The 14,651-nt window shown below is 71.8% G+C and carries 10 protein-coding genes; 9 read left to right on the top strand and 1 reads right to left on the bottom strand.

Annotated features, from left to right (window positions below):
• Nucleotides 1-28 precede the first annotated feature (28 nt).
• Together FHS44_RS05225 and FHS44_RS05220 are read left to right on the top strand one after the other, a co-directional pair.
• Nucleotides 29-502, top strand: a complete 474-nt coding sequence (locus FHS44_RS05225) for a hypothetical protein (protein ID WP_221460337.1) — start codon at nt 29-31, stop codon at nt 500-502.
• A gap of 78 nt (nt 503-580) precedes the next feature.
• Nucleotides 581-2,128, top strand: coding sequence for an alpha/beta hydrolase (locus tag FHS44_RS05220; protein ID WP_184712696.1), 1,548 nt, complete (start codon nt 581-583; stop codon nt 2,126-2,128).
• A gap of 7 nt (nt 2,129-2,135) precedes the next feature.
• Here FHS44_RS05220 and FHS44_RS05215 read toward each other — a convergent pair whose 3' ends face one another.
• On the bottom strand, nt 2,136-2,876 hold the full coding sequence (locus tag FHS44_RS05215; RefSeq protein WP_184712695.1) for a CRISPR-associated endoribonuclease Cas6: 741 nt from the start codon (nt 2,874-2,876) through the stop codon (nt 2,136-2,138).
• Nucleotides 2,877-2,972: 96 nt separating this feature from the next.
• On the opposite strand from FHS44_RS05215, the gene FHS44_RS05210 reads away from it, so the two are divergent.
• The 7 genes from FHS44_RS05210 to FHS44_RS05180 are packed head-to-tail and all read left to right on the top strand — an operon-like array spanning nt 2,973 to nt 14,583.
• On the top strand, nt 2,973-4,085 hold the full coding sequence (locus tag FHS44_RS05210; protein WP_184712694.1) for a hypothetical protein: 1,113 nt from the start codon (nt 2,973-2,975) through the stop codon (nt 4,083-4,085).
• Nucleotides 4,070-5,680: a Cas10/Cmr2 second palm domain-containing protein gene (locus FHS44_RS05205; protein ID WP_184712693.1), complete on the top strand. Its 1,611-nt coding sequence runs from the start codon at nt 4,070-4,072 to the stop codon at nt 5,678-5,680. Before FHS44_RS05210 ends, FHS44_RS05205 begins: the two co-directional genes overlap by 16 nt.
• Nucleotides 5,677-8,004, top strand: coding sequence for an RAMP superfamily CRISPR-associated protein (locus tag FHS44_RS05200; RefSeq protein WP_184712692.1), 2,328 nt, complete (start codon nt 5,677-5,679; stop codon nt 8,002-8,004). The genes FHS44_RS05205 and FHS44_RS05200 overlap by 4 nt, the downstream gene beginning before the upstream one ends.
• Complete coding sequence (locus tag FHS44_RS05195) at nt 8,001-9,548, top strand: RAMP superfamily CRISPR-associated protein (RefSeq protein ID WP_184712691.1); 1,548 nt, start codon at nt 8,001-8,003, stop codon at nt 9,546-9,548. Before FHS44_RS05200 ends, FHS44_RS05195 begins: the two co-directional genes overlap by 4 nt.
• Entirely contained in the window at nt 9,545-10,114 is a 570-nt protein-coding gene (csx19, locus tag FHS44_RS05190; protein WP_184712690.1) for a type III-D CRISPR-associated protein Csx19, read from the top strand. The genes FHS44_RS05195 and csx19 overlap by 4 nt, the downstream gene beginning before the upstream one ends.
• Complete coding sequence (locus tag FHS44_RS05185) at nt 10,111-12,291, top strand: TIGR03986 family type III CRISPR-associated RAMP protein (protein WP_184712689.1); 2,181 nt, start codon at nt 10,111-10,113, stop codon at nt 12,289-12,291. Before csx19 ends, FHS44_RS05185 begins: the two co-directional genes overlap by 4 nt.
• 57 nt (nt 12,292-12,348) lie before the next feature.
• The gene (locus FHS44_RS05180) at nt 12,349-14,583 is read left to right on the top strand and encodes a hypothetical protein (RefSeq protein ID WP_184712688.1); all 2,235 of its coding nucleotides are present in this window, start codon (nt 12,349-12,351) and stop codon (nt 14,581-14,583) included.
• Nucleotides 14,584-14,651 lie beyond the last annotated feature (68 nt).

Raw genomic sequence — 14,651 nt, 5'->3', positions numbered from 1 at the left:
CTGGATTCGTCAGGATATCCTGACGCATATGACGTTCACCTCCCCCGACATCCCCGGCCACGAGGGCCTCGCCGCCCCGGTGCTTCCCACCGGGGAGTTGGCCTCGACCTCCAGCGCCTTCGTCAAGGTCTTCGTCGGCTACCAGGCCGTGTGCTCGTGCGGCTGGACCGACCAGCGACGGTTCCCGGCCACACAGGAGGGCGCCAAGGAGGCGGAGTACCGGTGGTGGAGCAGGCACGCCGCCCCGCTGATCGCCGCCGCGCCGCCCAGCGAACTGGTGGCCAGGTCGAACCTCCTGTGCGAGCGCGTCGTGAAGCTCGCCGCCGAACGCCCCCTGGCGGCCCTGACCCTGCTGTCCCAGATGGAGAGCTGGCAGCGCGCCCTGCTCGACCTGGCCGTCGCCGGGGCCAGGGACGCCGGTGCATCCTGGGCCCAGGTGGGTGAGGCGATGGGAATCTCCAAGCAGAGCGCGCACGAGCGCTTCAGGTCACGCGACCTCTGAGATCATTCCTCTGAGGGAGAAATCACCCCATACTTCCGCATGATGATCTTATGCCGAAATTACGATATTTATCGGTACATGCGTAAGGCATTAGCCCTGTTATTAGGGCTCACGATCCCCCTTGCCCCTTTAACCCCGGTCGCGGCCGCCACCCCGCCGACCCCGACGCCCAGCACCGCGATCTCCTGGGGCCCCTGCCCCGAGGACGCCGCGACCGAGTGCGGGACGCTCGCCGTACCGGTCGACTGGAACCGACCGACGGGCAGAAAGTTCAACGTGGGCGTCGCCCGGCACAGGGCGGCCGATCCGGCCGCCAGGATCGGCACGCTCGTGCTGGGCCCGGGTGGTCCGGGAGGGTCGGGGGTCGACCTCGTCCTGGCCAGCTCGTGGATCTTCAGCCCCGAGCTCGTGCGCCGCTTCGACATCGTCGGCCTCGACCCGCGTGGCACCAACCGCAGCAACCCGGTGGTCTGCTCGACGGACCTGCTGCTGCAGTCTCCCGACCCGCTCCTGAAGAACCAGGCCGACTTCGACAGGGCGCGGACCTACAGCAGGCGGCTGCGCGCCGACTGCCGGGCCCGCACCGGACCGGTCTTCGACCACGTGGACTCCCTCAGCACCACCGCCGACCTCGACGCCTTCCGCGCGGCGCTCGGCGAGGAGAAGCTGTCCTTCTGGGGCGGCTCCTACGGCACCCTCCTCGGCCAGCAGTACGCCGACCGCTACCCCCGCCGGGTCAGGACCTTCGCGCTCGACAGCACCATCGATCACACCTTCGACACCCGGAGCTTCCTCGACGCCGAGTCCGCAGGCGCGCAGGACCTCTTCAACGAGTTCGTGGCCTGGTGTGAGCGGGACGAGAGCTGCCTCCAGCACGACGGGGACGTCAGGACGCTCTGGAAGGGGCTGATGGCCCGCGCCGACCGTGGCGAACTCGGCACCCCCGGCCAGCCCGACGTCCCGTTGACGCCCTTCCTGCTCTCCTGGACCGCGCTGGACTACTTCTACACCCCCGACGCCTGGCGCTCGTTCTCCGAGCTGCTGGCCGACCTCGACGCCGGGCGGCCCTCGGCCCAGCGGCTGCCCACGCCCCTGGCGGCCGCCGGCTCCCAGGGCGTCACCCCCAACCCCTTCCAGATCTTCTGCGAGGACTACCGGCTGCCGGTCCGCGACTTCCGCGAGTACAGCAGGCACCTGCGCAGGCTGGAGAAGATCGCTCCCGACCTGCGCTACAGCAGCCTGGCGGTCTTCTCTGTCTTCGCCTGCCTGGGTGAGCCGGACGTGATCCCCAACCCGCAGCGCCCCATCAACGTCCGTACGGACACCCCGGTGCTGGTCGTCAACTCCCTGCACGACCCGGCCACCGTCTACCCGTGGGCCGTGAACGTGACCCGCCAGCTCGGCCACTCGGGCAGGCTGCTCACCTACGAGGGTTGGGGCCACATCGTCTACGGCCGCAGCCCGTGCGCCACGAGCGCCATCGACGCCTACCTGATCTCACGGACCGTCCCCGCCCGCGGAGCCCGCTGCCCAGCCGTCCCGCCGAACACAGGGGCCCGTAACCTCAACCTCCAGCAGCTCGTCTCCCCCCTCATCACCCGACCCGGCTGGACCTCCTCCTTCTGATCTTGCCTCAGCCAATCCAGCCGAAGCCCGCTGGATTGGCCTCGCCGAGACCCCAGCTCCAGATCGCCTGGAGGGTTTCCGGGGCACCGGTCAGCTCCACCTCGACCGGTGCCCCGGACTTGCCGCCCCGCACCGCGCCCGCGGAGCCGACGGCGAAGGAGCGCCGGGGACCGACCCAGGTGATCCGCGTCAGCGACACCTCCGGGTCCAGCCCCAGGGTCTCGGCCTTACGGCGCAGGTTGCGCTGGAAGCACTCCGGGAACTCCCGGTCGGCCGGCAGCAGCCACGCCTGACGGGTGGTCCGCTCACCCAGGGCGTTCACCCCGGTGCCCTTCACCACCACCGGGGTGAGCGTCCTGAGGAGGGCACGCCCCGAGGCGAACGCCGGGGGCTCGACCAGAGTCGCGTTCAGCACGCGGAAGGCCGCCCCGCCCCAGTCGAGCAACTCCCGCTGCTTGATCCCCTGGGCCATCGCGGTCACCGCCTCAAGCAGCGGACTGCCCAGCTCCAGGTGCCCCCGCCCGCCGACGGCGTATCTGCCCCTGACCTTCACGGCCCTGGGGAAGACCGGGGCGCCGTGCCCAAGCGGGACCATGCCGTACGGCCCGGCCCCCCGCGCGTGCAACCGCCGCCCGAGATCGGGTGCCTCACGGGTCAACAGGTCGTACAGCAGGGAACGGCCAGGGGACAACACCTTCGCCCACGCCAGCTCCGTCGCCCCCGTCATGACCTCAATCCGCAACCTCATCGTTTCCTCCCATCCTTCACCGACTACTGATGGACGACCGCCGTCGTCCATCAGTAGTGGATGGAAGCGAAGAACGACGGATGGAGCGGTGCGGAGATGAGACTTCCCCGGGCCAGGAACGGGACGGGCAGGGCGAGGGAGGTGCTGAAGGGGACATCCGGGTGGACGGTCGCGGCCCTGGCCGGTGTGGCCGCCGCGGTGGCCGCCGGAACCCTGCCGGACGTGATCAAGAGCTGGCTGGGAGAGCAGCGGCCGTTCCTGACGGTGCTGTGCGTGGTCGCGGCGGGCGTGTTCGCGGGGATCAACCTGTGGCAGCAGCGCAGCAGAGGGGTCGGCATCGTGGTAGCCCTGCCGAGGGAGGAGTGGCGGGAGCCCTGGAACGCCCAGTGGACGGTCGCAGCGGCCGACCACGCCCGGCGTGGTCACGACTCCTGCTTCACCGTACGGCGTGCCGTCCCCTCGTCCGGTTCCGGCGCCGAGCGGAACGCCACCCGTGAGGACGCGCTGGGGGTGGCCTACGAGCTGATGAGCGCCCGGCTGACCGAGCTGTCCGCGGCCGACCCCTCGACGCCGGTGTCCCTGTACGTCAACGCCGCCCTGCCCGACGCCTTCGAGCTGGGCGCCAAGTTCAAGTCCCACGTCCAGCGTGAGCTGCGAGGGATGCACGACATCCCCGAGAGGGTCACGCTGCCGCAGCGTTCCGAGCGCCCCCACACGGACTTCTTCCCCGCCGTCCGCATCAGTGGCCGGTTGAAGGACCCGCTGAGCACGGCGGAGGCCGTACGGGCGGCGAAGCTGGCCGAGGTGGTCGAGGAGCCGCACTTCGAGAGCGACCCGGAAGGGCGGGCCGTCGCCGTCGTCGTGCACCTGTCGGACAACCCGCTGATGGTCGCCCAGGCGCTGCGCGCGGCGGGCGCCGGGTGCGCGGACGCCCGGGGAGAGTGGGCGCGGTGCCGGGCCGCGCTGGTCATCGACGGCGGTCCGGCCAACCTCCCCGAGACGACCGCCGACTTCGAACTGGTGGTACGGCACGTCTACGCGTCGTGGCGGGCCTGGAACCGGGCCAGACCGCAGTACGCGGACCTGACCCACCGGCTGTTCATCGCGGCCCCCGCCAGCGTCGCCTTCGCACTGGGCTGGCTGTTCGGCCACACGATGCGGGTGGTCGAGCACCCGCACGAGACAGGAGAGACATGCACCTCGTCATGATCGGTACGGCCGGTCTCCAGCGGTACATCTTCGCCTCGGGCAAACGCCAGCAGATCGTCGGGGCGTCCGACCTGATCGCCCGGGTCGACGGCGAGTGGGCCGACAAGGCTCTGAAGGAGGTCTTCCCCGGTTTCGACAGGGACGGCTGGCGCATCGGCACCCATGACGCGGAGCTGCTGGTCGCGGGCGCGGGCGGCGTCACCGTCCTGGTCAGGGACAGACAGGCCGGGGAGCGGCTGGTGACGCGGCTGGAGTTGCTCGCGCTGGAGTTCGCCCCGGGGCTGGACGTGTGCGGCGTGGTCGTCGACTACGAGGAGGGCTCGCTGGCCTCCGCCGTACAGGAGGCGCGCAGAAAGCTGCCGACGGTGCGCGAGCGGCGGCCGGGACCGTCGGCGCGCTTCCCCCGCCTGCCCATCGTGGCGGACTGCGCGTCGGACGGGCTTCCCGCGGAGGGCCTGCACAGCGAGGGAGAGGGTGAGGCGGCCCGTCCCGAGTCCGCCGTGTCCAGGGCGAAGCGCGTGTCACATCCGGGCGCGCTCTCCCGGATGTCCGCCATCGCCGGGACCGACCGGGCCACGATGAACGAGATCGTCGACCACCTCGGGTTCAGGACCGAGTGGGTGGCGGTGATTCACGCCGACGGCAACGGTCTCGGCGAGGTCTTCGGCGGCCTGGACGGCCTCGGCGTGGCGGACGCGCCCCTGCCGCCCGGGGAGCGGGACCGCCGTCACGCGGAGAGGCTGGGCGCCCTCTCACGCGGTGTGGACGGCTGCGCCAAGCGGGCGTTCGCCGCCGCGCTGCGGCTCACCGCCCGCGAACTCGCCTCCGGTGAGGCCGTCCGCGTCCTGCCGCTGATCATCGGGGGGGACGACCTGACCGTGGTGTGCGAGGGGGAGGTCGCGCTGCCCTTCGCCCGGCACTACCTGGAGCGGTTCGAGCGGATGACGAAGGAGGATCCCCTGCTGCGTCCCGTCCTCGCGCGCCTGGACCGTGACGGCCTGAGTGCGGCGGCCGGGGTGGCGATCGTCAAGCGCAACTACCCCTTCCACTTCGCCTACGAGCTGGCCGAGGCGCTGACCAAGGAGGCCAAGGGGGTCAAGGGCTGGGGCTCTGCCCTGTCGTTCGTCTCACTGTTCGAGAGTTCGGCCCCCGACCTGAAGCGCATCCGCGCCTCGGTCGCCCTGTCCGGTGGCGGCGGCAGGTCCGCCTCGCCGTACCTCGTGGGGGTGGGCAGCGGGGACGCCAGGGCGCGCGGGCGGCGCTGGCAGGACGTGCTCGAAGGGGTCGCCGCGCTGCGGCGGCGTGACCCGGCCTCGGGGGAGGTGCTCCTGCCCGGTGGTCTCGTGCACGAACTGCGCGAGGGGATGTGCCTGGGCGAGGAGGTCGCGGCCTCCCGCTTCGAGCTGGCGCGCCGCCGCTTCACGGGGAACGCCGCGCGCACCGGGGCCCTGCTCGCCCTGGGGCAGGACGGCGGCCTGACGTGGACCGACCGTACCGGCCCCGAGGAGAGGTCCGTGACGAGGCTGCTGGACGTGATGGCGGCCCGGCCGTTCGTGCCGGAGGGGCCGTGGAGATCAGAGGGAGGAGACGCGTGACGGGCGAGTTCACGATCTCGTTGTTCATGGTGAGCGACTGGGGGGTGGGCACGGGAAGGGGTGCCTCCGGCTACGTCAACCAGATCATCCAGCGCGAGGAGGAGTCGTCCCGGGCTCCCGCTCCCCCGGTCGTGCCCGCCAAGTCCCTGGTCGGCGTCTGGCGCGACTCCTGCGAGCTGGCCGCCCACGCCCTGGACAGCGGCCCCGTGGGGGTGTGGCACGACTGGGTGAGGTTCCTGTTCGGCGGCCAGTACGCCCCGGTGAACGGAATTCCGGGCCCGGTGGGCAGGACCTCGGCCCCGGCCGCGCTGACGCTGGACGGCCCGCTGCGGCTGCCCGGCAGGCTCGCCGAGGCGCTGCGGGAGCGGCCGCGCGTCGCCCTGGCGACGACCTTCCGCAAGCCGGGCGTCGCGGTCGATCCACACACCGGTGGCGCCGAGGAGGGCATGCTCCGCTTCGAGGAGTTGGCCCGGGGCGGCGTCACCCTGGAGGGCCGGGCCAGGATCGACGGGTTCGCCGGACTCGACCGGACCCAGCGGGAGGCCGCCGTCGCCCTGCTGGACGCGGGGGCACGGCTGCTGGAACGGCTCGGCGGCAAACGGCGCCGTGGCGCGGGCCGCTGCCGGATGACCCTCGACGGCCCCGGCGTCTCCCCCGAGTGGACGCCGCCACCCCTGGACGGTGTCCCGTCGCCGCCGGACGGCCCGGATCACGCGGTCGCCGACCGTCCGGAACCGGCGGGTACGGCGGGCACCGGATGGGAGCGTGTGGAGCTGCTCATCACGGTCGAGCAGCCGGTGCTCGTCGCGGCCACGGTGCTGGGCAACGTCGTCAGGGGCGCCGACCACATCCCCGGCTGGTGCCTGATGCCGGAGGTCGCCAGGAGGCTGGGCGGTGGGGCGCACGCCCTCGTCCGCACCGGCGACCTGGTGGTCACGGCGGCCTTCCCCGTGCCCTCCCCGGGAGTCAGGACGTTGCCGGTGCCCAGGGTCCTGGTGCACAAGAAGGACGCGGACGGCACGGTGGCCGGCAACCAGATGGCGGGGGACGGGCCTCCCAGGAGCAAGCCGTACCGGACGGGATATCTCGTGCCCGAAGGGCCGGAGAAGTACACCGTCGTCAACCCCGCGAGCACGGTACGCATGCACAACACCATCCAGGACGACCTGCAACGGCCCACCCGGGAGGTCGGCGGCGTCTACGTCTACCGGGCGCTGGCGGCCGGGACGGTGCTCCGCGCCGAGGTGCGGGTCCGTACGGGCGCGCTGGGCGACGGCTGGGCGCGGCGGCTGACGGGAGGCTGGCGGATCGGCCGCTCGGCCAAGGACGACTACGGGAAGGTCCGGGTCACGGCCACCCCGGTCGGCGTTCCGTCGGCGGGCGGCCACGGCGGTCGCTCGCTCAGTGTGTGGCTGCTGTCCGGCCTGCTGGTCCGCGACCGCAGGCTGCGGCCGAGCACGGACCCGCGTGACGTCGCGCGGGCGCTTGAGCAGGCGTTCGCGAAGGCGGGAGCCCCCGGCGTACGGCTGAGCGCGGCGGCTGACGGGAGGGGAGTCACCGTCGCCCTCGGCGAGCAGCGCACCGAGAGCTGGCACCGGGGGTGGAACCTTCCCCGCCCCACCCTGTACGGCCTCGCGCAGGGAAGCTGCCTGACCTTCACGGTGGACGGCGGCCCGCTCACCCCGGAGGTCCTCGCGGAGGTACGGGCCGCGGGGGTGGGTGAGCGCAGGGCCGAGGGGTTCGGGCAGGTGGAGTTCGACCACGACGTCCTGCTCGCCCCCGTCGCCGCCCAGTCCACGTCTCCCGCGGCTCTCGCGCAGGCCGAGCCCGCCGAACCGGCCGGGCCGATCGGGCCGCTCGCGCCGGACGAGAAGGGGCACCGGGAGGCACGGATCTTCGAGCGCGCCGCCTGGCGTGCGGAGATCCACCGGTCCTGCGAGCGGATCAGGGCCGACAGGACGCTACGCGCCCGGGTCGTTCCCTCCGGAGTCTCCAGCACCCAGCTCAACGCGCTGCGGCGGATCGTCCGTGAGCTGCCGTCCGGCCGCGCGGAGAGCGGTCTGCTCTGGCTCACCAGGGAGAAGGCGGGCCGTCCCCCCTGGCCGAAGGAGGCGGTGACGACGCTCAGAGAGCTGCTGACCGGCCCTGACGCGGTGTGGACGCTGCTGAATCTGCCGGAGGACCAGCTCGTCGTCACCCGGGATGGGGTCAAGAGCCTGCGGGCCGAGCTCCGGCACGAGGCGGTACGCACGCTGGTGGACTCCTGTCTGGCCGCGCACGGCCGCGACGAGGCGACTTCGACGGACACCGGGAGCGAGAGATGAGCCCCAGAGCGGGACGCCACCTCACCAGCAGGGTCAGGGCGCGCGGCTGGCTGCTCACCACCGCGCCGCTGCACGTCGGCGGCCTGGGCCACGACCCGTCCGATCCGCTGCCGATCGCGCTCGACGGCCAGGGCAGGCCGTACGTCCCCGGCACCACCCTGGCCGGAGTCCTGCGGCACTGGATGGACGGTGCCCAGCCCGGCACGCTGGACGGCCTGTGGGGGTCGGCGGAGGAGAAGGGCCACGCCAGCCGCGTGGTCGTCGCCGACGGCCTCGTGACGACCGAGCCGCGCCTCGACGAGCACGCCCTGCCCGCCGCCCCACTCGACGTCGCCGCCCTGGAGTTCCGGCCCTCGGTGGGCATCGACAGGGTGACGGGCGCGGCGGCCCCCGAGTTCCTGTACGGCAGGGCCGTCATCCCGGCCGGTCACTACGTCAGGCTGGAGATCGATGTCGAGTCGAACGAGGAGGCCGACCTCGACGAGGCCAGGATGGACGCGCTGCTCACGGCGCTGCGCGCGGGGAAGGTGCGCGTCGGCGCGGCGACCGGCAGGGGGCTGGGCGCGGTACGGCTGCTCGACGACCCGTTCGAGATGGTCGTCGACAGGTTCGACTCTCCCGAGGGGCTGCCCGCCGTACTGCGGGACGATCCCGCGCGCCGTCGCGGAGCCGAGCCTTCGCGGCGGACCGATCCCGCCCTGCCGCCCGCCAGACAGGTGCTCGACATCCGGGTGGAGTGGCGGCCGCTGGCACCGGTGATGGTCAGGGCCGGGGCGGGCGGTCTGTTCGCCGACACCCTGCCGCTGACCACGCGGGTTGATCGTCGCCACGTCACGCTCGTCCTGCCCGGCGGGTCGATCAAGGGGGCGCTGCGCGGGCACGCCGAGTTCGTCGAGCGCACCGCGCGGGAAGGCGGTCCCCCGGCGCCGTCGGCACCGCCCGGCGCCTCCCCTGCCGACTACAGCGCCGCCTTCCGTGCCCAGCTCGACCAGCTGCCCGCCGTACGGGCACTGTTCGGTGCGGCCCGTGACGGGCGGGAGCGTGGGGCGGGGGCGCTGCGCGCCGAGGAGTGCGCGGCCCTGGTGACCGTCCCCGACGAACTGTGGGACGCCGCCATCGGGGGTGAACCCGACGAATCCGACTCGGTCCGCGACAGGCTGGAGGACCTGGGGATGGCGCGCTCCGACCACGTCTCCCTCGACCGGTGGACCGGCGGGGCCGCCGACGGACGGCTGTTCACCGTGCTCGAACCCCATGCCGTGGGGTGGGAGCCGATCAGGCTCTCCGTCGATCTCACCCGCCTCGGCTCCGGCTCCGACGTCGCGCTGGCCCTGCTGCTCGTCACCCTGCGCGACCTGGCCGAGGGACGGATCCCGCTCGGCGCCTCCGCCAACCGGGGGTTCGGCGACATCGAGGTCACCGAGGTCGTCCTGACCGGCCCGCCCTGGGCACGGCCGGTCACGCTGCCGCAGGCCCTGAACTCGCCGGAGGTGTCCTCCGTCGGGCGGGCCTGGACCGACTACCTGGCACAGGAGGTGTCATGACCGTTCTACGCGCCGCCGCCGTCACGGGTCTCACGTTGCCGCGAGCACTGGAGGCGTCCGGCCTCGACGGCGGGTGTGCCCTGCTGACGACGCCGTCGGCCTACCGGATCGCCTCAGTGGCGGGTGGGACGTGCCGTACCCCCGAGGGCCTCGTCGGCCTGTCGGCCGTCTACGAGGCGCGGGTCTTCACCGGCGAGGCCGAGCTGCGCTGGACTCAGGACCGCGCGGTGCTGCTGACCGAGGACCGTGCTCCGTTCCCGGCCACGTTCGACGAGCCGGTTGAGGACCTGGAGGCGTTGACGACCCTGGACAACCACTACCTCCTGTGGGGCGCTGTCGACGACTCCGCCACGCCCGGCCCCGGCTGGGTCGCGCTCTCCTCAAGCCGGGTCGGCCACCTGACCGTCCCCCTGCCGACGGCCGTTCCCCTGGCCGAGGGCCACCACAGGCGGGTGCGGTTGCTGACCCGCGAGTACGTCGTCGTCGGTGACGACCACGGCAACATCCACGTCGCCGAGGAGCGGCTGATCGGCTTCGAGCCCTATCTCGTGAAAGGAACCGTGTGACGACCGGCGAAGAGGGATTCCTCAACCCCTACACCTTCATCCCCGCCTTCCCCCGGGACGCCCTGCCCGAGCCGTTCCAAGACGCCGCGCCGCCGCCGAGGGACCGGCTGCGGGCGGAGTGCCTGACCGGCGGGATCGCGGTGACGCTGACCGTCGAGACCCCGCTCCTGCTCCTGGACACCACCCGCGCCATCCCGCCCTCGACCGAGGAGAAGGACCACCTGGTCTATCCCGTACGGCTGCGCGACGGCCGCCCGCACCTGCCCGCGACCACGGTCAAGGGCATGCTCCGCGCCGCCTACGAAGCCGCCACCAACTCCCGCTTCGGCGTCTTCGACGCCCATGACACACCTTTCGGCTTCCGGCGCGGTGCCGAGTACGCCCTGGGCATGGTGCCGGTGTACGTCGCCGGGGAGGGAGTCCTCGTCCGTCTCCAGAGCGCGTTGTTCGAGATGTACGACAAGAAGAGCGGCGAGAACCTCTATCCGGACGGCGACCTCCATGCTCCTCGGCACATGGAGCGCCTTCGGGCGGTGATCAGCAAAACCAAAAATGGCGAAAAAGTGGTTGATTTCGCTCCGGCGGACTCGACCGTGGCGCTCGTCGCCGAAAGAGGGGAGAAGGTGGTCACCGGCATCGCCTACATCACCGGCCCCAACATCGAGGGCAAGAAGTACGAGCGGTTCCTCTACCGGACACCGGGCGAGAAGTCGTCGCCCCTGCCCCTCGCGCGGGAGTGGAAGGCGCTGGTCGAGGACTGGGACCTGCTGATCCAGAACTACCGCGACGCCCACGCCGACGAGGACCTCCTCCAGAGACGCACCCCGGGCGGCCTACCCGCGGGGCCGGGCGAGCGTATCGGCGAAGGACCGGGCCAGCTCGCCTGGAGCCCACACCTCCACGACGAGAACCACATGCGGCTGGGGCGTTCCGCCATCTGTTACGCCAGGCTCGTGGACGGCGGGGTCGATCGGCTGTATCCGGTCCTCATCCCCCGCGACCTGTATCCCGTCGCCCCCTCGACGCTGCTGGGTGAGGATCTGACCCCGGCGTCCCGCTACGAGTGCCTGTCCCCGGCCGACCGGGTGTTCGGGTGGGTGGCACCGAAGGGCAGCGGGGTGCGGCCCTCCGCCTATCGGGGACGGCTACGCGTCGGCCCGGTCACCTGCGACGACGTCGCCGCCGACGCCGTGGCCAGGTTCGAGGGGGACGGTCTGTCGCTGGCGATCCTCAGCCGCCCCAAGCCCCAGCAGGGCCGGTTCTACCTGGCGGAGTCCAGGCAGCGGCCCCAGCGTCCGGTCAGGGACGGCACTCCGAAGGAGAACCTCTACGCGGAGGGACGGGGTCTGCGCGGCAGGAAGGTGTACTGGCACCACGCGGGCCTGGACGCCGGGAAACACTGGAACGTCGCCGGGCCCGAGGACCCGACACAAGCCCCGGCCGGTGACCGTCACCGGGAGTACACGCGCTCGTGGAGATCTCCCGGCGACAGCGGCGAACTGACCAGGGACAGGAGGCGCTACAAGACGGTCCCCGGCGCCGAGCAGCGCGACACCCAGAACCGCTCGATCAACGGCTGGGTACGGCCCGGCACGGTCTTCCGGTTCACCGTCGAGGTCCGCGACCTCGACGAGCACGAGCTTGGGGCGCTCGCCTGGCTGCTCAGCCTCCCCGAGGGGCACTTCCACCGGCTCGGTCTCGGCCGCCCGCTCGGTTTCGGCAGCGTACGGCTCGCCGTCGATCCCGACGGCACCGAACTGCACACGGGGGCGGAGTACGCGGCCTACTACCGCACCCTCACCGGGGACCTCCCCGCCACCGACGGCGCCAAGGTCCTGGAGAAGGCGAGGCAGGTCTTCGAGGAGAAGGTGGCCTCCTCCCCGGCGCTGTCCACGATCCGCGACGCGATGTTGACGGTCTCGCGCGGTGACCCGGCGCTGCCGGTGCACTATCCGCGCACCCGTCCGAACGGGCTCCTCCCCGGTGCCCCCACTCCTCCGGATCCGCGCGGCAGGAACTTCGAGTGGTTCACCGCAAACGAACAAGACGATAAATCACCAAAAATCCGGACGAAACGTTCATTGCCCGGCCTGGAAGGCACCCCTTCCCCTCTCCGGATCTATCCACAGAAAGCACCATCCGAACCCCATCGGAGAAAAGGTGGTACCAAGAGATGACGTCATAACCGGTTCCCGTGAAGCGGGGGGTCTGCCATTCCCGACAAAAGCGACGGCGTGGTGCTCGTTCACGCCGTCGGCGGCGGAGACCTGGGACTCACCGACGCACGGACGGTTCCCATCCTCAGCGACACCCCCGAGGCGACGGGAAGGGACCGCAGGCCGCTGAGGAAGCTCTTCGAGGGACTGCCCCCGGTCTCCATGCTCGCCCTGCTGGGGACGACCAACCAGGGCGGTCCCCTCGGCCTGCCGTTCGCCCACTGGGCCACGGAGATCAGGGCGCGCCTCACCTCGGAAGAAGGGCTGTGCGGGGTGCGCCTCGACCCCGGCGCGGTTCACATCGTCGAGGTCGAGGCGCCCCGGATGGAGGCAGCCTCCCGTGGCCTCACGGCCTGGCTGGCACGGCACCGGCCGGAGAAGATCCTCATCAGCTACGGCTCGGGGGCGTTCGCACTCAGTGCGGGCGCCCTGTGCGCCGCGCTGGAGACGTGCGTTCCCACCGATCTCGTGCACATCGACACGCCATGCGGGCCGTACACCCTGGAACGCCCCAGGGACATGGCCGGGCACATGGAGTCCTGGCTGCTCAGGCACCGGTTCTGGGACGCGCTCGCGGAGACCGACCCCGGCAACGAGGAGCTGTGGCGACTGCTGGCCGCCCGGCAGGCCGGGGACACCCACTTCGCCGCCCAGGTGCGCAAAAGCGACATGATCGCAAAGGGAGAGCTGAAGAAGTTCACCGAGCTGCGTCCCACCATGCAGGCGGCCCTGTTCGAGCGGCTGGGACGTGGCGAGGCCGCCGACCACGGCCTGCTGCGGGCCTGGTTCGGCGACCGGCTCCGCAAGCTGTTCGGCGACGAGCGGAAGGAACTGCCCGCCCGGGTCGGGGAGCAGATCGAGCAGCTCATCACCGCGCTCGGCACCCGGGACGACGACCAGGGCCACCTGTCCGGACGGATCAGGCAGACCGTCCGCCTCATCGACGAGCGTGTCGACGCCGCCTGCGTGCGGCTGCTCAGGGACAACGCGCTGACCCGCCTCTACGCCAGGGCCTCGACCCACAGGGCGCACCTGCTGCCCGAACCCATGGAGCCGGGGCCGCTACCACCGGCGCTGCTGGCTGCGGCCGACCAGTGGGAGAGGGGTGACCAGGGGGTCGGCCTCGTCGCGCGGACGGGCAGGACCGGCTGGCCCGTCCTGGGCAGCGGGGACGTCCTCGCTCTCCTGGCCGTCGGGCTGGACAGGAACGACGATCCCGCCGACGGCGGGAAGGACGCCGAGGACCGGCAGGCCGTCCGGGCGATCCTGGCCGAGCTGCGCAGGCGGCGGGAGCGGCTGCCGCGCGAGGGTGTTCCACGCCTGCGGCTGCTGGCCAGCCCCGAGACAGCCCAGCGGGCGTACGGCCTCGCCCACTGGGTCTCCTCCGTATCCCCGGAAACCGACGTCCGGGTGATCGAGGACGTCTTCGGCGACATCGAGCGGGTCCGCGAGGTGATCGTCATCGCGCTGCGCTCCGAGGCGGCGCCGACCGGCCGTACCGGGTCGGGCAGCCCGCGTGACATCGACGAGCTGCTGCTGGTGCTCAACCCCGGACCTCCGGCGACGAACTACGGCATGATCGCGGCGAGCGTGGAGTGGTCGCTGACTGCGGCCTGCCCGCTCCACGTCACGGAACTGGTCCGCGAGAACGCCGTCCCCGAACTGCGCGGTGGACAGCCGGTCCTGGCCCGTCTCGGCGCGGACCACGTCCTGGCCAGGCTGACCGCGAGCGCCGTCCACAGACTGGATCTGCGCACAGCCGTACGGCTGGCGGGGCGTGGCTCGTCCCGGCTGCGTGAGCTGCTGCCCGCGCTCGAAGGACTGGAGAAGGACCTGTTCGGCGCGGCCCCCTCCGTCTGGACGGACGGGGAACGGCGGGCCGCCGCGCGAAAACGCCTGGGGCTGGTCGCGGCGGCGTGCGGTGACTACCCGGGGCTGGCGGTCTATCTCGCCGTCTCCGCCCTGCAACCGGCACTGTTCTCCTGGAGCGTCTGGAAGGACATGCGTGAGTCACGTCCCGCCCTGAAGGAGCTCGGACGGCGGGCGAACGAGGCCCTGCACGGTCACGCGCTGGACAGACTCGACCGGCGAGGCCGTTCCGGCAACGGCAGGGACAGCCGTGGAGACGCGCGGACGGTACTGACGCAGGCCATTGGCGAACTGGGCGGGCCATCCGAAAAGGATGACGAACTCATCATTCGCCACAAATCACTCATTGCCGAACTCGCTCTCGTATATCAGGAAAGCGGTTGACGATGATCGAACCGGCTGGAATTCTGTTGGCGTTCAACGGCTGGTGCCCGCGAGCCTGAGCGGTTCTT

The sequence above is a fragment of the Streptosporangium saharense genome, assembly GCF_014203715.1.
GTDB lineage: Bacteria > Actinomycetota > Actinomycetes > Streptosporangiales > Streptosporangiaceae > Streptosporangium > Streptosporangium saharense.
This window is presented reverse-complemented; position numbering and strand designations above follow the sequence as displayed.